The organism is Streptomyces novaecaesareae, from assembly GCF_000716875.1.
Classification (GTDB): Bacteria; Actinomycetota; Actinomycetes; order Streptomycetales; family Streptomycetaceae; genus Kitasatospora; species Kitasatospora novaecaesareae.
On the sequence record NZ_JNWQ01000051.1, the window covers coordinates 1 to 18,353 of the forward strand.

At 73.1% G+C, this 18,353-nt stretch carries 20 protein-coding genes and 1 pseudogene; 9 read left to right on the forward strand and 12 right to left on the reverse strand.

The genetic code is table 11. From position 1 onward, the window contains the following. The 5 genes from OP86_RS39205 to OP86_RS20105 form a co-directional block, all read right to left on the reverse strand. Positions 1-719 (reverse strand): helix-turn-helix domain-containing protein (locus OP86_RS39205; protein WP_033332652.1); only part of this gene is annotated, 719 nt, incomplete at its 3' end. Between the two features lie 1,007 nt (positions 720-1,726). Continuing rightward, positions 1,727-1,933 (reverse strand): hypothetical protein, encoded by a 207-nt coding sequence (locus OP86_RS36700; RefSeq protein ID WP_157849789.1) that lies wholly within the window; start codon positions 1,931-1,933, stop codon positions 1,727-1,729. Between the two features lie 11 nt (positions 1,934-1,944). Next, positions 1,945-2,151, reverse strand: a complete 207-nt coding sequence (locus OP86_RS38220) for a zinc ribbon domain-containing protein (protein ID WP_051864090.1) — start codon at positions 2,149-2,151, stop codon at positions 1,945-1,947. Between the two features lie 411 nt (positions 2,152-2,562). Then, a complete protein-coding gene (locus OP86_RS38225) occupies positions 2,563-2,754 on the reverse strand; it encodes a transposase (RefSeq protein ID WP_051864091.1) in 192 nt (63 codons plus the stop codon). A gap of 1,260 nt (positions 2,755-4,014) precedes the next feature. After that, on the reverse strand, positions 4,015-4,314 hold the full coding sequence (locus OP86_RS20105) for a YciI family protein (RefSeq protein ID WP_030062123.1): 300 nt from the start codon (positions 4,312-4,314) through the stop codon (positions 4,015-4,017). Positions 4,315-4,611: 297 nt separating this feature from the next. Between OP86_RS20105 and OP86_RS36705 the strand changes: the two genes are divergently transcribed. After that, positions 4,612-4,986, forward strand: coding sequence for a hypothetical protein (locus tag OP86_RS36705; RefSeq protein ID WP_157849790.1), 375 nt, complete (start codon positions 4,612-4,614; stop codon positions 4,984-4,986). Between the two features lie 21 nt (positions 4,987-5,007). On the opposite strand, the gene OP86_RS34965 is transcribed toward OP86_RS36705, so the two are convergent. Next, positions 5,008-5,145: an Lrp/AsnC family transcriptional regulator gene (locus OP86_RS34965; protein WP_245231803.1), complete on the reverse strand. Its 138-nt coding sequence runs from the start codon at positions 5,143-5,145 to the stop codon at positions 5,008-5,010. A gap of 190 nt (positions 5,146-5,335) precedes the next feature. Here OP86_RS34965 and OP86_RS34970 point away from each other — a divergent pair, with 190 nt between their 5' ends. Then, the gene (locus OP86_RS34970; RefSeq protein ID WP_245231804.1) at positions 5,336-5,677 is read left to right on the forward strand and encodes an ArsR/SmtB family transcription factor; all 342 of its coding nucleotides are present in this window, start codon (positions 5,336-5,338) and stop codon (positions 5,675-5,677) included. A 112-nt stretch (positions 5,678-5,789) separates the two neighbouring features. Here OP86_RS34970 and OP86_RS20110 read toward each other — a convergent pair whose 3' ends face one another. Further along, entirely contained in the window at positions 5,790-6,785 is a 996-nt protein-coding gene (locus tag OP86_RS20110; protein WP_030062124.1) for a zinc-dependent alcohol dehydrogenase family protein, read from the reverse strand. Positions 6,786-7,035: 250 nt separating this feature from the next. Between OP86_RS20110 and OP86_RS20115 the strand changes: the two genes are divergently transcribed. Both OP86_RS20115 and OP86_RS20120 read left to right on the forward strand, forming a co-directional pair. After that, positions 7,036-8,043, forward strand: a complete 1,008-nt coding sequence (locus OP86_RS20115) for a phosphotransferase family protein (protein ID WP_033332631.1) — start codon at positions 7,036-7,038, stop codon at positions 8,041-8,043. 146 nt (positions 8,044-8,189) lie between these two features. Beyond that, complete coding sequence (locus OP86_RS20120) at positions 8,190-8,552, forward strand: hypothetical protein (protein WP_030062126.1); 363 nt, start codon at positions 8,190-8,192, stop codon at positions 8,550-8,552. Between the two features lie 141 nt (positions 8,553-8,693). On the opposite strand, the gene tpx is transcribed toward OP86_RS20120, so the two are convergent. From tpx to OP86_RS20140, 5 genes and pseudogenes are all read right to left on the reverse strand, one after another. Next, entirely contained in the window at positions 8,694-9,194 is a 501-nt protein-coding gene (tpx, locus tag OP86_RS20125; RefSeq protein ID WP_030062127.1) for a thiol peroxidase, read from the reverse strand. Between the two features lie 170 nt (positions 9,195-9,364). Further along, positions 9,365-9,454: pseudogene (locus OP86_RS36710) on the reverse strand (ATP-binding protein); the annotation flags it as partial. Between the two features lie 63 nt (positions 9,455-9,517). Further along, positions 9,518-10,720: an SGNH/GDSL hydrolase family protein gene (locus tag OP86_RS20130; RefSeq protein ID WP_030062128.1), complete on the reverse strand. Its 1,203-nt coding sequence runs from the start codon at positions 10,718-10,720 to the stop codon at positions 9,518-9,520. A gap of 81 nt (positions 10,721-10,801) precedes the next feature. Continuing rightward, positions 10,802-11,380, reverse strand: a complete 579-nt coding sequence (locus OP86_RS20135; protein WP_030062129.1) for a TetR/AcrR family transcriptional regulator — start codon at positions 11,378-11,380, stop codon at positions 10,802-10,804. Between the two features lie 171 nt (positions 11,381-11,551). Then, positions 11,552-12,247: a polysaccharide deacetylase family protein gene (locus OP86_RS20140; RefSeq protein WP_051830310.1), complete on the reverse strand. Its 696-nt coding sequence runs from the start codon at positions 12,245-12,247 to the stop codon at positions 11,552-11,554. A gap of 291 nt (positions 12,248-12,538) precedes the next feature. Between OP86_RS20140 and OP86_RS20145 the strand changes: the two genes are divergently transcribed. The 5 genes from OP86_RS20145 (at position 12,539) to OP86_RS20165 (ending at position 18,349) form a co-directional block, all read left to right on the forward strand. Continuing rightward, positions 12,539-13,927 carry a hypothetical protein gene (locus OP86_RS20145; protein WP_033332654.1) on the forward strand — a complete coding sequence of 463 codons (1,389 nt, stop codon included), beginning with the start codon at positions 12,539-12,541 and terminating at the stop codon, positions 13,925-13,927. A gap of 69 nt (positions 13,928-13,996) precedes the next feature. Next, complete coding sequence (locus OP86_RS20150) at positions 13,997-15,349, forward strand: AAA family ATPase (protein WP_209440356.1); 1,353 nt, start codon at positions 13,997-13,999, stop codon at positions 15,347-15,349. After that, on the forward strand, positions 15,346-16,617 hold the full coding sequence (locus OP86_RS20155) for a vWA domain-containing protein (RefSeq protein ID WP_078653625.1): 1,272 nt from the start codon (positions 15,346-15,348) through the stop codon (positions 16,615-16,617). The genes OP86_RS20150 and OP86_RS20155 overlap by 4 nt, the downstream gene beginning before the upstream one ends. Before the next feature lie 171 nt (positions 16,618-16,788). After that, positions 16,789-17,757, forward strand: coding sequence for a molybdopterin-dependent oxidoreductase (locus OP86_RS20160; RefSeq protein WP_051830311.1), 969 nt, complete (start codon positions 16,789-16,791; stop codon positions 17,755-17,757). A gap of 61 nt (positions 17,758-17,818) precedes the next feature. Continuing rightward, on the forward strand, positions 17,819-18,349 hold the full coding sequence (locus OP86_RS20165; protein ID WP_167344220.1) for a hypothetical protein: 531 nt from the start codon (positions 17,819-17,821) through the stop codon (positions 18,347-18,349). The last annotated feature ends 4 nt before the right edge of the window (positions 18,350-18,353 follow it).

Genomic DNA, 18,353 nt, shown 5'->3' on the forward strand with positions numbered 1-18,353 from the left:
GGGGCGGGGGCGGGCTTGGTGTGGAGGACTTCGCGGGCCTGTTCGGCGGCGCGCACGATGCTCTCGCTGATGAAGTCGAGGAAGCGGGCGACGTTCTCCAGGCGGTGGGCGGCGGGGGTGCCGGCGCCGAGGACGGCGACGCCCTGGCGTGCGGTGGCGACGAGCTGGTCGTTGGCGCGGGCGCTGGCGATGGTCGCCTGGAAGAAGAGTTCGTCGTCGACGATGTAGCGGTCGCGGCGGCGCTCGTCGCGTTCGCGGCGCACCAGGCTCTGGCTCTCCAGGAAGGCGATCGCCTTGGAGATGGAGGCCGGGCTGACCTGGAGGCGCTGGGCGAGCTGGGAGGCGGTCAGGCTGCCCGCGTCGGTGGTGAACAGGCAGGTCAGCACCCGGGCCGTCATCTTGGACAGGCCCGAGCCCATGAGGACGGTGGTCAGCGTCTCCCCGTACTCGGCCACGGCCTCACCGTCGCGCCCGTGCGCCCGGGCGCCGGCCTGCGGCCCCTGGGCGGGCACGGGCCGGCGCCGGTGGGCGCGGCGTTCGGTGGCGCGGTGGGCCAGGTCGGCGCGGTAGGCGGCGGGGCCGCCGTTGCGCATCACCTCGCGGGTGACGGTCGAGGTGGGGCGCTCCAGGCGTCGGGCGATCTCGGCGTAGGGGAGGCTGTCGGCCAGTCCCAGCGCGATCTGCCGGCGTTCCTGCTGGGTGAGTCTGCCTCCCGGCATCACGGTCTCCTCGGTGGTCCTCGACACTCCTGTGGTCCTTGATCCCCACCATAGCGTTCACCTCTCACCCATTGCAATGATCGTGGCAGTCGTTGTTGCGTTATCGACAGAGCCGTTGCAACAGTTTCCCGCTATCCACCTGCAAAGACGACAGTTTGACGCAACGAGAGCGTTGCCGAGTCCATGAAAGCAACGTAGCGTTTCCAATGTCAGAAACAACGACCGCGCAGCACACAGGCACAGCACACAGGCGCAGCACCCGCGCACAGACCACGGCGCGCGGTGCGCAGCACCCACAGGAGAGCACGATGCAGAAGTTCGCCACCCCCGCCCCGATCACCGCCGTCCTGGACGTCGCGGCCGGCAGCGTCCGGTTCACCGTCGCCGCCGCCACCGCCACCTCCGCCGCCCTCGACGCCGCCACCGGCCACGGCCGCCCCGACCGCCCCGGCCCCGACCCCGGCGTGGACCGGCATGGTCCCGGTCGACGACGGCGGTTTCCAGGGGCCGTCACCGACACCGGCGGCCCCGGCACCCCCGCGGTCCACCCCAACGGCCGGTTCGCCACCCAGGGCTACTGGCGGCACGTCACCGCCGAACTCGGCGACGGCTACCGCCACCTCACCTACGACGAACGCGCCCGCGGACGCAGGTCCGCACGCTCGGCGGACTACTCCTTCGAAGCCTGCGTGCGCGACGCCGACGCCGTCCTCGCCGCCCGCGGCGTGCAGCGGGCCCTGGTGGCCGGCTGGTCCTACGGGGCGTTCCGCCCTGGGCACCGTCCTGGTCGACGGCGCCCAGCCCTACGACTGGCTCGACGACGCCATGGAGCAACGCATCCGCACGCAGTTCCGGCAGTGGAGCCGGTTCCTGCCGCTGCTGCGCCCCACCGCCCCGACCCCGCGGACGAACGCCGAGGAGCCGGCGCCGTGCACCATCGAGCTCGCCAGCCTCGCCCGGACACGCGACCTGGGCCCCGTACCGGACGCCATCGCCGCCCCCACGCGCTACGCGGTCGCCTCGGGGACGTCCCCGGGCAGCCGCGGCGACGAGCAGGAACGCATCCGCGCCGGCCTTGCGGCGGTGGCCGCCCGCACCCCGTCCATCGAGATCAGCGCGAAGGTCCCCGGCACCCACGGACCGGTCGTCAACTCGACCCGGCCGTGCAGAACCGGGTTTGCGGGCAGGGCGCGGCCGGCTGCGCGTGCCCCCACGCCTGAGCCGCCTACGGGGTGGCCGGGACGCGTGACTCACACCCCGCCGCCCACACGGTCTCGCCCGTGCGGACGATGGTGCGGGACGCGTTGTGGTCCGCGTGCAGGACGGTCCCGCAGGACCGGCACGCCAATGTCGCCTGATCGACACGGTAGTTCCGGTCGATGTGACGGCACCGCGAGCACGGTTGGCCGGTGTACGCCGGGTCGACGTACACCGTCGACGTACACCAGAGGCACCCCGGCCCGCTTCTCCTTGTCGGCGACGTACCGGCCGAGCTGGTGGAAGCCCCCCGCGCGCAGCCGGGTCCGCTGGTCCTTGCGGTGCCGCACCCGGCCGCGGATACCCGTGAGGTCGGCCAGGGCAACTGCGCGGCCGGTGCTCCCCCGGCCTTCGCCCGGGAGGTGCCCCCATGCGGTGGTGACGATGCCCTTGGAGACGATGCGCTTGGAGACGGTGTGCTTAGAGACGATGCGCTTGGAGACGATGCGCTTGGAGACGGTGTGGTCGATGGTGGCGGTGTGCCGGGCTTCTGCGCGGGAGCGCTTCTTGAGCAGCCGCTCGGCAGACTCGGCGCCCTCGGCCTGAAGCCTCCTGCGAAGGCCCACCTGCCGCCTGCGGTGCCGGTTCAGACCGCGCCCGCCGGCCGGTAGCCGACGGAGGTGGTGGAGGTGGTGGCGATGTCGGCGATGCCGAGGTCCACGCCGGCGAAGGAGACCGGCTCCCGGTCGAGCGGCGCCCCGGGCACCTCACAGGCGGCGATCAGGAAGAACCCGCCGCCCCGCCCGACACGATCGCACTCGCCCCTTGCGGCGCTCACGGAGCATCATGAGCGCGTTGGCAGAGCAGACGAAGCGCACCCCCATCGAGCCGTCCGGCCATCGTCCGGACCGACACCGTCCCGGCGTCCAACTGCCAGGACAGGCACCGGCCGTCACACGGCCGCACGGCCTGCGGCCGCAACGCGATCGGCTCGGACCCCGCCGGGGCCCGCCGCTCGGAGCCCGGCCTGCCGAGGTTCCCGGCACGGATGCCGGCCTTCAGCGCGGTGCACGCGTCGCGGACCTTCCTGATGGCGTGCCGGGCAGCCTGCACGACCAGCCCGCGCGCCCTTCAACTCGACACAGGTGTGCCTGCGCAACTCGTACTCACGCGGCACACCGCGCTCGAACGCCACCGCCGACACCCGGCTCGCCGAATCGATACCGTGCGCAGGGTCACCCGGAGCCCGGCAGCCTGGCCGGCCTCCGGCATCAACTCCACCCGCACCACGACCTCCATGCCCCAGAACACAGCCTGACGCACCGACACCGATACGTCTGCGGCAACCACCCGCAACGCCCCCACCTCAGGCCGCACCGATTCCCTGACGCCAGGAACTGACACCAGGAGCTGACGCCAGGGAACCGGCGCCAGGGAACCGGCGCGTGAGCCCATCCGCACAGCCGGCGACCCCACCAGCTCGACCCCCGACGCCTCCAGGACCGACACGCCCCTGCCGTGGCGGAGGCCGGCCCTCTGCCATCACCGCCGGACCGCAATCGCTACTGCACGAACGCAGTACCGCCGCCGGACGAGGCCCTCGACTACCGGGACCCACCGCCCACCACCCACCGGCCGCTCGCCGAACGGGAACAGCCCGACCTGATCGGCACGCTGCGGGCGAAACGCAACCGGCGCAACACCCCCTACCCGTCGCCCAGCGCGTCCAGGTCGTACCTGTCCCCCACATAGGCGACCTCGCACGGAGCCAGGCCCAGACGTTCACAGCCGACCCGGAAGATCCCGGAGGCGGGCTTGGCCTGGCCGAACGGGACGACAGAAACCAGCGGGACAGACAGGACCGACAGGCCAGGAAACGCCGAAGGCTCAACAGAGGCCGACAGACCCACAAGGAACCCACCCACTCAAGAACGACCGGCAACCCGGACCAGGCCGACGGGTCGGACGGGGCGCCGCCCGCTCAGGACAGACCGACGGGGCCGAAGGTTCGGACGGAACCCACCCACTCGGGAGACGCCGACGGTCGGGCAGGGACCCGCCCGTTCAGGAAGGGCCGGCCGGCAGGGCCGCCGCCGGTTCAGGAGGGCAGCTGCTGGCGGTGGGCATCCAGGGCGGGGGCGGTGGTGGTGGCCAGGAACTCCGTCACCCGGTACTCGGTCAGCCCCGCCCGCACGAACGGGTCGGTGGCCACCAGCGCCTCGATCACGGCCCGGTCCCGCCCCACCGCCAGGATCACCCCGCCGTCACGCGGCACCTTACGCCCCGAGGCAAGGAACGTCCCCGCCGCGTAATGCGCCTCCAGCCACTCGATGTGCCGCGGCAAGACCGCATCGATCCGCTCCATCGAGGCGGTGTACGTCAACTCCAAAACGAACATACGCCCACGCTAGACCCGCTCGCGAAGACCCGGACACGGAACCCCCGCACCCGAACCCGACTCCACCCGCCCCGCGAGGGTGCCGACCCCAATCCTGCCAGCTCACACAACGGTTGCGGCAGGACACAGCACACCCCTCTTCCGCCTTGCCGCACACCAGACACACCCCGCAAACTCATGCAACACCCCCTCCCCCTCACGGCCCAGCACGCCGCCCCCCGCCGACACCGGCGGCCGGGCGCACGGCACCGTCACGCCCGCAGGCCATCACGCCCACGGGCCGCGCAGGGAGGACGGGTGGACGAACGAAGCAACACGAAGGGGGACACGCGGATGAACGTGCACGAAGACCTGGTGCTCAGGGCACGGGTACGGCTGCTCAGCCACAACGAGCGGATCCTGCACGGGCAGGAAGGCCTATGGGTATACCGGACACTGTTCGCAGCCACCCCACACGCCCACGCCTACAAACTCGCCCTCGTCCTGCGAGAGCAAGCCGAGAGCCCGCAGGTAGCGCACCAACCCGAAGCACGGACAGCGCTACTGGACGAAGCCCGCGCAGCAGCCACCCGCATCCCTTCCGACGCACCCACCTACCAGACACGCATGTGGGAATACACCGTCACACAACTTCACGAGCTCGAACGCCGACTCGGGCAACCAGGACAGTAGGCAGGGCAAGGGACGGCTGCGCTACAGGGCATCCAGGCGCCGGGAAACGCGTCCGGGAGTGAGGCCGGCCGCGCCGGTGAGGTCGACGAGGCTGGCACGGCCGTCGGCGGCGAGCGCGCGGAGCAGCCTCTCGTCCTCGGGGGTGAGGGGCAGCCGCAACGGCCACACCATCCCCTGGTAAACCCCACGGGTGCCTCCGAAGGACCGGCCGGCGTGTTGCGGCAGGCGTGGCTGACCGCCCGGGCGTAGTAGCGTCGGTGCGTGAAGTCGCGCACACCGCGCGGTCTTTGATCACCAGACAGACGGGGGCCGACGTTGGGAAGGGGTGGTGGGTGTGGGACGGGCACGCGTGGCAGCACGGGTGATCGTGCACCCTGGCCTGGAGGACGTAAGCGTCCAACAAGTACTGGAGGCACTCGCCGATCCGGCCCGCAGGTCAGTGGTACGCACACTCGCCCACTCAGGAACCGACCTCAGCTGCGGCTCCTTCGACCTACCCGTAGGACGATCCACCTCCAGCCACCACTTCAGCGTCCTGCGCGAAGCAGGACTCCTACGCCAGTACTACATCGGCACCACCAAGATGAACGCCCTGCGCACCACCGAACTCGAACACCGCTTCCCCGGCCTCCTCACCGCGGTCATAGCCGCCGCAGACGCCGAAGCCCACCAACACCCCACACCGACATGACGATCAGTCACATTCCCGACAGCCGAAGGACGCCCACGAGCGGCTCCCGGGCGAACCCGGCCGGCCGCCGGGTCGGCCCCGCCCGGGAAACCGGTCATGGGCGTCCTCACGGTCAGTCGCCCACGGTGAGGACGATCTTGCCGACCTGGGTGCCGGCCTCCAGGTAGCGGTGGGCCTCGACCATCGCGTCCAGACCCTCGAAGACACGGTCGACCACGGGAGCGAGGGAACCGTCGGTCAGACCCGCGGTGACGAACGCGTGCGCCCGGCGCAGGCGTTCGTCGTCGCGGGTCACCTCGTGCAGGGTGTAGAAGCGGCTGCTGACCGGGGCGAAGGTGTCCTGGCCGGGCATCGGGGTGTCGCGCGGGTCCAGGCGGCCGTAGACGATCAGGCGTCCACCGGGGGCGATGTTCTCGGCCAGGGCGCGCACACCCGGCCCGGCGACGGGGTCGAAGACCGTACGCACCCCGTGCCCGCCGGTGACCGCCGCCACGCGCGCGGCCAGGTCGTCCTCGCCGGCCACCACGACCTCGGCGGCCCCGGCGTCCAGCAGCGCCCGAACCTTCGCCCGGGTACGGGTGGTGGCGATGGGGACCGCGCCCAGACGGCGGGCGGTGCGGATCGCGGCCAGACCGACACTGGAGGCCGCGGCGGTCAGCAGCACGTGGTCACCGGGACGCAGGTGCCCGTCCTCCACCAGGGCGCCGTAGGCGGTCAGGTACGGCATCCACACCGCCGCACCCTGGACGGCGGTCAGGTTTACGGGATGACGGACGACGGCCCGCGCGGGCACGACCGCATGGGTCGCATAGACGCCGTAGTCGTTCTGGGAGAAAGCGGGCACGGTGGCGACCACCTCCCCGACCGTGAACCCGTCCACGCCCTCCCCGAGGGCGTCCACCGTGCCGACGGCCTCGTAGCCCGGGGTCGCGGGAAGCCGGGGCTCCTCGATGTAGGCACCGGACCGGAACAGGGCCTCCGCCCGGTTGAGACCGATCGCCGCGACACGGATCCGCAGCTCCCCCGGCCCGGGCTCGGGCAACGCACGCTCCCGTACGGTCAGCACCTCCGGCCCCCCGGTGCTCTCGACGACAACTATCCTGGGCATGGGTCAACTCCCCTACAGAGACGGGCTGGTGACGTGCGATCGCAGCACCAGACAACCCCGCCCGGCCCATCCTGTCAAACTTCGACAACCATCGGAATAAACGGCCATGCGCGCCCGTTGGAGGGGAGCGCGGGACCATGTGGGCACCCGGGGCCGGGGGCGTGCGACCAGCTCAGGCCGGGGGCGTACGGGCCTTCGGCGGGCCCCCGACCGGGAGCCGTGCGCGGGGCGGGGCGTAGGCTGTCCGCCCGTGATCGACAACCACGGCGACGGCGGCATCGACGGCGAGGGCGATGGCGATGGCGATGGCGACGGCGCGGGGTGGGCCGCCACCCGGCGCTGGGCCGAGGAGGCACTCGCACCCGGCGAGCGGATCGCGCGGACGACGGCGCTCAAGGGCGGATGGACCTCGCGGATGCGCCGCCTGGACATCGAACGCCCCGACGGCGCACCGCTGTACGCCCTGGTGCTGCGCTCCTTCGTCAAGCCGTTCTACCGCCGCCACGCCCCGGCCATGCTGGCCCGCGAGGCCGGCGTGCTGCGCCTGCTGGAGCACAGCCGCGTCCCGGCCCCGCACCTGGTCGCCCTCGACGCAGACGGCGCCCGGTGTGACCACCCGTCGCTGGCGATGACCCACCTGCCCGGCACCGTACGGGTGGCCGAGGACGACGACGTCGCACAACGCACCCGCCTGCTCGCCACCCAACTGGCCGCCATCCACGCCCTGGACGTCGACGAGAGCGAACGCCCGCGCGCCTGGCAGGCATGGACCACCCCCGACCAAGTCCACACCCCCCAGCACACCACCCGCCCCGAACTCTGGAGGCGGGCGATAGACGAGATCCGTCGCGAGGCACCCCCGCACCGCCCGACCTTCCTCCACCGCGACTTCCACCCCGGCAACGTCCTGTTCACCGGCACCGGCCCCACCCTGACCGTCACCGGCGTCCTCGACTGGGTCGAAACCTCCTGGGGCCCGCGCGACCTCGACGTCGCCCACTGCGCCACCACCCTGGCCCTGCTCCACGGCCCCGCCGCCGCCCTGGCCTTCACCGACCACTACCGCAGCACCGGCGCCCTCCTCGGCAACGACCGCGACCACCTCTACTGGCGACTGCTCGACACCCTCGCCTTCGCCCCCGACGCACCCAAAGTCGCCACCCCCTGGCGCGAACTCGGCCGCACCGACCTCACCCCAGCCCTCCTCACCACCCGCCTTGAGGACTACGTCCAAGCCCTCCTCGACCAGCACACCTGACCCACGCCCTTTCCGCACCGGAAGTCGGGCCGACCGGCCACGCCGAGGTTCACTCGTACGAGTGATTGTCACCCTCTGCACACATACGGACACTCAACGTATCCGCATGGCTCGAAGGAGCCCTCCCGGCACGAGAGGAGCCCGTCATGGCCGCAACCGAATCCTCCGCCTCCGCAGTACCGCAGATCGTGAGCAGCTCACCGTCCGCCGACCGCGCGGAGAGCCCCGCGGCGATCGGCGGCAACGTCGGAGCCGTGTGGCGCGGATGGTCGACGTGGACCCCCGCCAACGGGACCTTCAACCTCCAGATCCCCTGGAACGTCATCGGGACGGACTCCACGGTCGTCATCACGGCCTCCGAGATCGACGCCAACGGACACCGGTTCGTCGGCTCAGCCGCCTTCCAGGTGTCGAGCATCGCCCCCGGCGACGGCGTGGTGACCTTCAAGATCAACATCGGCTGGGGAAGCCCCCTCGCGATGCGCACGGACATCCTCGTCCTCAACTAGACGCCCCTCACACGGCAGGCCGCAGGCACGAACGTCCGCCTGCGGGACGGTGAAACGAGGCGGCGGCCCACCCCCTCCCACCTCAGCGGTTCAGGCCGAGGGGCGGAGGGGGCGGGCCGCCGTAAGTGCGTCCGGGGTGGGTCAGTTGAGGGCGTCGAGGGCGGCCTGGTAGTCGGGCTCGTCGGCGATCTCGGAGACGAGTTCGGTGTGCAGGACGGTGTCGTTCTCGTCGAGGACGATGACGGCGCGGGCGGTCAGGCCGGCGAGGGGCCCGTCGTTGATGGCGACGCCGTAGGTGTCGTGGAAGTCACGGCCGCGCAGGGTGGAGAGGGTCTTGACGTTGTCCAGGCCTTCGGCGCCGCAGAAGCGGGCCTGGGCGAAGGGCAGGTCGGCGGAGATGCACAGCACGACGGTGTTGTCCAGGGCGCCGGCCTGGGCGTTGAAGGTGCGCACCGAGGTCGCGCAGGTGGGGGTGTCGATGCTGGGGAAGATGTTGAGGACCTTGCGCCGGCCGGCGAAGTCCTGCAGCGAGGTGTCCGCGAGTCCGGCGCCGACCAGCGTGAACCCGGGAGCCTGCGCCCCGGCGGCGGGCAGCGCCCCGCCGACCTGGACCGGGTTCCCCTTCAGCGTGACCTGAGCCATGAAAAGCCTCCTACCGGCGGTGGTACTACGGGAATGCAACGCCGCCGATCCTACTGCCCCCACCCACAGCACCCACCGGGTGACCACCCGCTGGACACCCACCCAGCGGGAAACGGGAAGCGGGAAACGGAGCACGCGGCCGAGGCTCAGTCGAAACGGATGTGCCTGGCACATGTCCAGGCCCGGCGAAGCCGCCGCTGGATCTCGTGCGCGGTCTGGGTCTTGCCACCGCCGAACGGCCCGTTGATCCACAAGAGCATGCGCAGACCCTACGTCACCTGCCCATGCGGCGGTGTTCGGCCTCGCGGCCTGCCCGCGGCGGGTCAGGACGGCAGTGGGCCGCAGGGGGTGAGGGCGAGTCGGGTGAAGCGTTCGGCGATGAGGCGGTGGGCTTCCGGGGAGGGGTGGAGGCCGTCGGGGAGTGGGTGGGTGCCGTGTTCGGGCTCGCCGTAGAGGGCGAGTCCGTCCAGGTGGTGGAGGGCCTGGTCGCCGTCGGCCCGGCGTTCGGCGACGATGCGGGCGAGTTCCTCCCGGATGAGGGTGAGGGTGAGGCGGCCGGCGGCGCGTTCGGCCGGATCGCCGGTGGCCCGGAAGCGGAGGGTGCCGTTGCTGAAGTCGGGGGCGAGCGGGCCGGGGGTGTCCTCCTGCATGGGGCAGAGCAGCGGGGAGACGACGAGCAGCGGGGTGGCCGGGTGGCCGTCGCGGATGGTGTCGAGGAAGCCGTGGACGGCGGGGGTGAAGGCGCGCAGCCGCATCGCGTCGGTGTTGACGAGGTTGATGCCGAGTTTCAGGCTGATCAGGTCCGCGGGGGTGTCGCGGATCGTGCGCGCGGTGAAGGGGTCGAGCAGGGCGCTGCCGCCGAAGCCGAGGTTGACCAGGTCGAGTCCCGCTCCGATGGCCACGAGTGCGGGCCAAGTGCCGGTGGGGTGGTCGGCGTTGGAGCCGTGGCTGATCGAACTGCCGTGGTGCACCCAGCGTTTGCGCGGCCCGGCCGGGACGGCGTGCGGCGGGGCGACGTGCGGCGGGAGGGCGTGCGGCGGGAGGGCGTGCAACGGCGCGTCGGTGTCGAGGGCGATCAGTTCGGTCGTCTCGGTGTGCGGGAGCCAGATCTCGACGGTCTTGTCCCGGTCGGGCAGGCCGGTGAACTCTGCGCTGCCAGCGGGCCCTTCGGTCAGTTCGAAGCGGCCGGTGGTCAGGTCGACGGTGCGCAGGTTGCCGCCGGGGACGGTGGCCTGTGCGGTGAGGACGCCGTCCACGAGGAGGTCGTAGACCCCGTCGGGCACGTTCGGGACGCCGGGATAGGCGCGCTTGGTGGGGACGGCGTGCAGGGTGATCGCGGTGGCGCGGGTGCGGAAGGCCAGGCGGACGCCGGAGGGCTGGGACTCGGCCATCGCGAGCTGGTCGTCGGGTATCCGGCGGCGGGCGCGGGCGGGCAGGCGGTGCGGCAGCAGGCAGCGGCGGGTGCGCTCGATGTCGAGGTGGCCGTACAGGAGGTCTTCGGTGACGGGGGTGGTGATCGTGGTCATGGCGCTTCTTCGGGTCGTCGTACGGGGTCAGGGTCGTCGCACGGGGCCAGGGTCGCGGATTCGCCGGGACCGTACGGGAGTTCAGGTGGCGGTGCGGGCTCCGCCCGCGCGCAGCAGGGTGTCCAGGGAGTCGATGATCCAGTCCCAGGACTGCCGCGGGTCGACGGCGGTGTGGCTGAACCCGCCAGCCGCTTCCAGGCTGATGTAGCCGTGGAAGACGCTGCCGAGCATGCGGACCGCGTGGGTCTGTTCGGGTTCGGTGAGGTCGTAGCCGCGCAGGATCGCCCTGGTCATCTGGGCGTGCCGGACGCCCGCGCTGGCGGCGGCGGTCTCGGCGTCGAGGCGCAGGCGGGTGGCGTCGTAGCGGCCGGGGTGGCGGGCCGCGTAGTCGCGGTAAGCGTCCGCGAAGGCGCCGAGCGCGTCGCGGCCGGCGCGTCCGGCGAGGGCGTCGGCGACGAGGTCGGCCAGTTCCTCCAGGGCGTACAGGGCGATCCGGGTCCTGAGGTCCGGGGAGCTCTTGACGTGGGAGTAGAGGCTGGCGGTCTGGACGCCGAGGCGCCGGGCCAGTGCGGCGGCGGTGACCTGCTCGAATCCGACCTCGTCGGCGAGCTCGGCGCCCGCGACGACCACGCGTTCGACGGTCAGACCTGCCCGTGCCATGTGCTTCCTCCCATGCTGTCGCACCGTGCTGCCGCGCCGGTGCGGCGGTGCACTACAGCCAGTATGGGATTACCTAAATGGTTTAGGCAAACGGGAAAGCACTACACGGGTAAGACTTCACCCCTCAGGCTCAGCCCGCCGAGATCAGCGGCCTCAGCCGCCGAAGCGGCCTCAGCGGCACAGGGTGGCGAAGCCGTACCCGCGCGCCTTGAGGGTGGAGATGATCGACGGCAGCGCCGCCACCGTCTGGCTGCGGTCGCCACCGCCGTCGTGCAGCAGGATCACGGACCCCGGACGGACGGTGTTCAGCACCCGTGACCGGATGGCCGCCGTTCCCGGCCGGGACCAGTCCGCCGGATCCACCGACCAGAGCACCACCTGCTTGCCGAGCGCCGCCGCGTGCGAGCGCACCGTGCCGTTGACCGCGCCGTACGGCGGGCGCAGGCAGCTCGGGGTACGGCCGGTGCGGGCGCGGATCGCCCGGTCCGTGTTCACCACCTCGGCGTCCAGGGCGGAGCCGGAGAGCTTGCGCAGGTCGGGGTGCGACCAGGAGTGGTTCTGCACGCTGTGGCCCTGCTGGGCGACCTGCGTGGTGAGCGCGGGATGGGCGTCGACGTTCTGCCCGATCTCGAAGAAGGTCGCGCGCACCCCGTAACGGGCGAGCGTCGCAAGGATCCTGGGCGTGTAGGCGGGACTCGGGCCGTCGTCGAAGGTGAGGTAGACGACCTTTCCACCCGCCCCGCCGGCCGCCTCCGCCGGTGCCGCGGGCAGCGAGACCGCCGCGCCCGCCGCCAGGGCGACGGCGAGCGCGCCGATCGTCGTCCGGAGTCCTCCAACTGCGCTGCGCCTGCCGGTTCGTACGGACATGCCTGCCCCCTCGCGGGTCTGGACTGCGGTGCACCGGCCAGTCTGCTCCGATGGCATGCCCGCCCGCGACCCACCGGGAGGCGGAGGCGGGCCGAATCGGCCAGCCACCCGGCGGGTTGACGGACATCACGTAGCGGCGGCGGCTCCGGGCGTCGGGTGCTTGTCGCCGAGTCCCCCACGGCGGGGCGGAAACGGTGTGGCGGGCAGGCGCTGACGCAGGCTATGCTCCCCGGCGATGACCACTCACGCTGTTCACAGATTGGGGGTCCCGTCCGCGAAGAGTGAGTGCTGATGCTCACTTCCACCGCGAACGGGAACGACTCCCGCCTTCTCCTCTGGCGGCGCGTACGCGAGTACGCCGTGCCGCCCTCCATGATCGAGACCGCCACCGCCCGCCGCCTCGCCGGCGACTGGGCCGGGGCCTGCGCCGCCGCCAACGTCGAGGTGGAGTTCCGCCTCGGGGACGTCGCCCGCACCCACGGCCGGGGTCTCGCCGACCGGCTGCGCGCCGATCTCCGGCGCCTCGCGCCGGACTTGCTCCGCTGGCACCTGCCGCGATCCGCGCCCGACGGGCTGCTGCGGCCCGGGCTCACCATGGCCCTGGCCCGGTACCCGATCGCCTGGCACCCGGGCGACCGGCCGGTGTTCCTGGTGGTCCGCACGCCGCCCGCCTGGGCGGAGTACGGGCAGCGGATCTCCCTGGCGCTCTGGGACGGGCCCGGGAACGACGATCGCTCGCCGCACCCGCATCCGCGCCCGAGCCGGCGGTTCCGCTACGACCTGCACCGGCACCTCTGGGACGCCGGGCGCAGCGGGGAGCTGGCCGTACGCGCCGGGGCCGGCACGCCGAACGCCTTGTCCGACCGGGACGTTGGCGACACGGATATCGGCGATACGGACGTCGGCGACACGGACGTCGGTGATCCCGTGCGGCGCCGCGCCGTCGACCGGTGGGCCGCCGAGGCCGCGCTGCTGCTGCGTGCCGACGGGCGCCCCGAGGGGCCCGTCGTCGTGCGGCTCGGGCGTCGACGGCGGCTGCTCCTCGCGCCGGACGGGTCGACGCAGGAGACGACCGGGGACACCTCGGCGCTCCCCCTGCTGCCCGACGCCGCGACCTGGGCACCACCCGACCTCGACCTGCTGCGCAGTGGCGCGATCGAGCCGGACCGGCTGCACCCGCTGGTGGCCGCCGCATTGGCGCCCGGCAGGCGGGCGCGGCCGTCCGCGGGCCCGCCCGTGCGGCTGTCGACCCAACGGCTGGTGGACTGCCGAGGGTCGCGCCACCGGATCGGCCTGGTCGACGGGGTGCTCACCCCGCTCGACCACGATCCGGCCGAACTGCGCCGCGAGGAGCTGCTGGCCGCCCTCTCCGGCACCCCGCTGCCCTGCCTGCGGGCCGTCGACCAGGCGCACCGCCGTCCGCACGAACTGGCCGGTGTCCGCGAGCGGTTGGACCACGGCGACACCGCCGGGGCGCTGGCCGTGGTCGAGAGCCTGCTCGGCCCTGAGGCGGTGCTGCGCGACGGCCCGCTGCGGGACGAGCTGGCGGCGGCTGCGCAGCGGCGGATCGCGTACGGCCTCTACCGGGCCGGCCTGACCGGCCCCCGCACGCCCGGCCACCCGTTCCGCAAGCTCCCCCGCACGCCGTACGCGCGCGCCCACCGCGTCGTCCACCACTGATGCCGCGACGGATACCGGCCACCGAGCGCTGAAATCCCGTCCGTACCAGACTCCTTGAGGTGATCACCCATGCCTGTTTCCATGCCCATGACCGCCCCTGTTCCCGAAACCACGCGCGGACCCGAAACCACCCGCGGACCCGGAACCACCCGCGGACCCGAAGCCACGCGCGTCCCCGAAACCGGCCGCGTCCCCGAAGCCGCCCGACTCGACGTCGCCCGCCGGCTGCTCGACCTGCTCGGCGACACCAGGACCGAGCCCCGCGTCGACACCCAGCTGGAGGCCCTCACCCTGGCCGTCGCCGCCGACCTGCCCGTCCTGCTCTGGGGCGAGCCCGGGATCGGCAAGACCGCCGCGCTCAACCAGCTCGCCGAGGCCCTGGAACTGCCGCTGACCACGGTGATCGCCAGCGTCCACGAGCCCTCCGACTTCTCCGGACTGCCCATCGTCGGCGACGACCCGGCGCAGCAGGGCGTCCCGATGGCGCCGCCGGACTGGGCGGTGCGGCTGGTGCGCGCCGGGCGCGGGCTGCTCTTCCTGGACGAGCTGTCCACCGCGCCGCCCGCCGTCCAGGCCGCGCTGCTCCGGCTGGTCCTGGAACGCCGTATCGGCACCCTGCAACTGCCGCCCGGGGTACGGATCGTGGCCGCCGCCAATCCGCGCTCCTCGGCCGCCGACGGCTGGGAGCTGAGCCCGCCACTGGCCAACCGCTTCGTCCACCTCCAGTGGGTGCACGACCACGAGGTGGTGGTGCGCGGCCTCGGCGGCGTCTGGCCGGTGGCCACCCTGCCCCGGCTCGATCCGCAGGCGCTGCCGGAGGCCGTGGCGCTGGCCCGGCGGGCGGTGTGCGGGCTGTTGTCCGCCCGCCCGGAGCTGGTCCACCGGCTGCCCACCACCGAGACCCGGCGCGGCGGCGCCTGGCCGTCCCCGCGCAGCTGGGACATGACGCTGCGGCTGGTCGCCTTCGCGACCGCCGCCGGCTCCGCCCGGGAGGTGCTGTCGCTGCTGGTCCGCGGCACCGTCGGGGACGGCCCGGGGCTGGAACTGATGGCGAGCATGGACCGGATGGACCTGCCCGACCCGGAGGCCCTGCTCGCCGACCCCGCGGGCGCGGAGCTGCCCGAACGCGGGGACCTGCGGCAGGCGGTACTGGACGGGGTGGTCGCGGCGGTGCGCAACCGGCCGGACCGTCAACGCTGGGAATCGGCCTGGGCGTTGCTGGCCCGGGCGCTGGAGACCGGCGCCCCGGATCTGCTGGTCGTCCCGGCCACCACGCTGGCCTCGCTGCGCCGGGACGACTGGATCGTCCCGGAGTCGATCGAACGGCTCGCCCCGGCGCTCGCCCTCTCCCGCCGTGCCGACCGCGCCGCCGCCCGGGTGGCGGAGAAGGCGGGGCACCCGCAGCCGGGCCGAGCCCGATGAGCACCGCTGCCGCGTCGGACGTCGAGAAGCCGGAAGCCGAGAAGCTGAACGTCGAGAAGCTGGACGTCGAGAAGCTGTACGCCGCCCGGCTGCAGGCCGCCCGCGCCCGGCCGTACCTGGCGACCGCCCTGTTCGCCCTCCATGTGGTGGAGTCGCGGCAGGTGCCGACCATGGCGGTGGACCGGTACTGGCGCTGCTACGCCTCGCCGGTCTTCGTCGACCGTACCCCGGTGGAGGAGCTCGCCGGCGTCTGGGTCCACGAGGTCTCGCACCTGCTGCGCGACCACCACGGGCGCAGCAACCGGATCGCCCGCGAACTCGGCCTGGAGGGCCCGGCCGCGCAGCTGCGGACGAACATCGCCGCCGACTGCGAGATCAACGACGACATCTACGGCGACGGGCTGGTCCGCCCGGAGGGTGCCATCCGCCCGGCCCATCTCCTGCTCCCGGAGGGGCTGTTGATGGAGGAGTACCTGCGCGAGTACCGGTTCCATCCGCGCCACCTCGACGCGGCCTGGCTGGACTGCGGCAGCGGCGCCGACGACGGGGACCGCCCCTGGGAGCTGGGCCCCGACGGCGCCCACGGGCTGACCGCGCAGGAGCGCGACGCCGTCCGCTTCCGGGTCGCCGAGGGGATCCGGGGCCGTCCCGGCAGCACCCCGGCGGGCTGGCGGCGGTGGGCGGAGGAGGCGTTCCACCCGCCGCAGCCCTGGCGGCAGTTGCTGGGTGCCGCGATGCGCTCGGCGGTCTCCGGCCCCGGCGCGGGCGAGGACTACTCCTACGGCCGGCCCGCCCGCCGCTCGGCCGGAGTCCCCGGCGTGCTGCTGCCGAGCCTGCGCCGGCGGCCGCCCCGGGTCGCGGTGGTGATCGACACGTCCGCGTCGGTCTCGGACGACGAGCTGGGCAGCGCGCTGCTGGAGGTCGCGGCCATCGCCCGGGCGGTCGGCGGCCGCCGGGACCAGGTCAGCGTGGTCCCCTGCGACGCGGCCGCCCGGACCGTCCACTCCCTGTGCCGGACGGAGGGCATCCCCCTGCTCGGCGGCGGCGGAACGGACCTGCGCACGGGCTTCCGCGCCGCCCTGCGCTCCACCCCCCGGCCCGACGTCGTGGTGGTCCTGACCGACGGCCAGACCCCGTGGCCGTCCGCCCCGCCGCCCTGCCGCACGGTCGTCGGCCTCTTCCCCCGCCCCAGCGGCTACGACGAGGACGACCCGGACTACCAGCCGGAGACGCCGCCGGAGTGGGCCCGGGTGGTCACCATCGGGTGAGCGGGGACTTCCCGTCCAGGGCCCTCCTCCGGGCGTTGTCAGTCCCTCCTTGTACTGTCGATCGCACGTGACGGCGTGAGCAGTGTGAACGGCATGAGCGGCAACATCAGCAAGAGCAGCAGAAGCAGCAAGAGCGAAAAGAACGACGAGTTCGACACGGGGGCGTGACACATGTTCAGGACCGATCCGGAGACACCCGACCTCTTCATCACCCCGGTCGACGAGGTCTTCATCCGCAACCACCTCGGACCGCTGCCACGGCTCGACCGCGCGACCTGGTCGCTGACCGTCGAGGGCCTGGTGGAGCGGCCGCTCCGGCTGGATTTCCCGGACATCCAGGGCCTGCCGCAGACCCGCCTCACCGCCGTCCACGAGTGCTTCGGCAACCCGCTGCGCCCCGATGTGCCGACCCGCGCCGTGACCAACCTGGAGTGGGCCGGCGTCCCGCTCGCCGCCGTACTGGAGCTCGCCGGCCCACGGCCGGAGGCCCGGCACGTCTGGCTGGAGGGCGCCGACACGGGCGACTTCGCGGGCGAGAGCGGCCTGAGCTACCTCAAGGACCTGCCACTCGACCAGGCGAGCGCCGAGGTCGTCCTGGCGCACACCATGAACGGCGAACCGCTGCGCCCCGACCACGGCTACCCGCTGCGGGCCGTGGCGCCCCTGATGTTCGGCACCAACTCGGTCAAGTGGCTGAGCCGGATCGTGCTGGCCGCCGACCGCCCCGACCACCTCTTCACCACCCGCCTCTACACCCGCGTCCCACCCGGCGGGCGCGAGGCCGTGCCGGTCCGCGAGAAGGACGTCAGCAGCAAGCTGCTCACCCCGGGCGACGGGAGCTCCGTCCCGGCCGGGAGCTGCGCACTGGCCGGCTACGCCTGGAGTTCGACCGAGGTGACGTCCGTCGAGATCGCCGTGGACGACGCCGACTGGCAGCCCGCCGCGCTGGACCGGCGCGGCCCGGACCCGGCCTGGCAGCGCTTCCGCCTCCGGTACGACCTCGCCCCGGGCCCCCACCGCATCCGCTGCCGGGCCACCGACTCCGCCGGGCGCGTCCAGCCGCTCACCGGCGACCGGAACGCCGTCCACGAGATCCGGGTCGTCGCCGGGGCGGGCTCGCCACCGGCCGGTCGGGCGTGATGCGTCGGCGTTCCACAGGGATCCGAGCGCGACCGGGGTGGGTGCCGGCGGAGGGGGTCGAATGACCGCTGGAGCGGGAGTGGGAGCGGCCGATTCCCCGGGCGGGAGGGTGGCGTCCGTCGCCCCTGATGCCGACCCGGACGAGCACGTACGGTTCGCGCGCTACCGGCGGGCGTTCGCCGAGGTGGCTCCGGAGGGTGCGGTCGGGCTCGTGCGGCGGGTGCTGGCCGATCCCGATCCGGCGATGGCGGGCAGCGCGGTGTGCGAGTACCTGGACCGGCGGGCGGCGGAGCTGCTGGCGGGGCCGGGCTTTCCGTCGTGGTACCGGGAGATGGCCGCCGCCGTGGCAACGGACGGGTTCGCCGTGCGGCGCCTCGGTGACTGGGCGCTGCTGCGGACGGTGGAGCTGGACGAGCCCTGGGAGGCCGGGCAGTTGCTCGGGGCGTCGAGCCGGCTGCAGCTCCGGGCCGCCGAGACGTCGTCGGCCCGGAGCGCACTGGCCGTCCTGGCCGAGGGCGGGCGCACCCGGCGCATCCGCAACATCGCCGCGGACCGGCTGCGGCAGCTGCGGAACCCGCCGCAGCTGCGGTAGCTAC

Excerpts from the sequence above, each read along its gene's own strand:
- OP86_RS20110 (WP_030062124.1), bottom strand. The coding sequence starts at position 6,785 with ATGCCCAGGATAGTTGTCGTCGAGAGCACCGGGGGGCCGGAGGTGCTG.
- OP86_RS20160 (WP_051830311.1), top strand. The coding sequence starts at position 16,789 with ATGTTCAGGACCGATCCGGAGACACCCGACCTCTTCATCACCCCGGTC.
- OP86_RS20155 (WP_078653625.1), top strand. The coding sequence starts at position 15,346 with ATGAGCACCGCTGCCGCGTCGGACGTCGAGAAGCCGGAAGCCGAGAAG.
- OP86_RS20120 (WP_030062126.1), top strand. The coding sequence starts at position 8,190 with ATGGCCGCAACCGAATCCTCCGCCTCCGCAGTACCGCAGATCGTGAGC.
- tpx (WP_030062127.1), bottom strand. The coding sequence starts at position 9,194 with ATGGCTCAGGTCACGCTGAAGGGGAACCCGGTCCAGGTCGGCGGGGCG.
- OP86_RS20105 (WP_030062123.1), bottom strand. The coding sequence starts at position 4,314 with ATGTTCGTTTTGGAGTTGACGTACACCGCCTCGATGGAGCGGATCGAT.
- OP86_RS20145 (WP_033332654.1), top strand. The coding sequence starts at position 12,539 with ATGCTCACTTCCACCGCGAACGGGAACGACTCCCGCCTTCTCCTCTGG.
- OP86_RS20150 (WP_209440356.1), top strand. The coding sequence starts at position 13,997 with ATGCCTGTTTCCATGCCCATGACCGCCCCTGTTCCCGAAACCACGCGC.
- OP86_RS20130 (WP_030062128.1), bottom strand. The coding sequence starts at position 10,720 with ATGACCACGATCACCACCCCCGTCACCGAAGACCTCCTGTACGGCCAC.
- OP86_RS20165 (WP_167344220.1), top strand. The coding sequence starts at position 17,819 with ATGACCGCTGGAGCGGGAGTGGGAGCGGCCGATTCCCCGGGCGGGAGG.
- OP86_RS20140 (WP_051830310.1), bottom strand. The coding sequence starts at position 12,247 with ATGTCCGTACGAACCGGCAGGCGCAGCGCAGTTGGAGGACTCCGGACG.
- OP86_RS20135 (WP_030062129.1), bottom strand. The coding sequence starts at position 11,380 with ATGGCACGGGCAGGTCTGACCGTCGAACGCGTGGTCGTCGCGGGCGCC.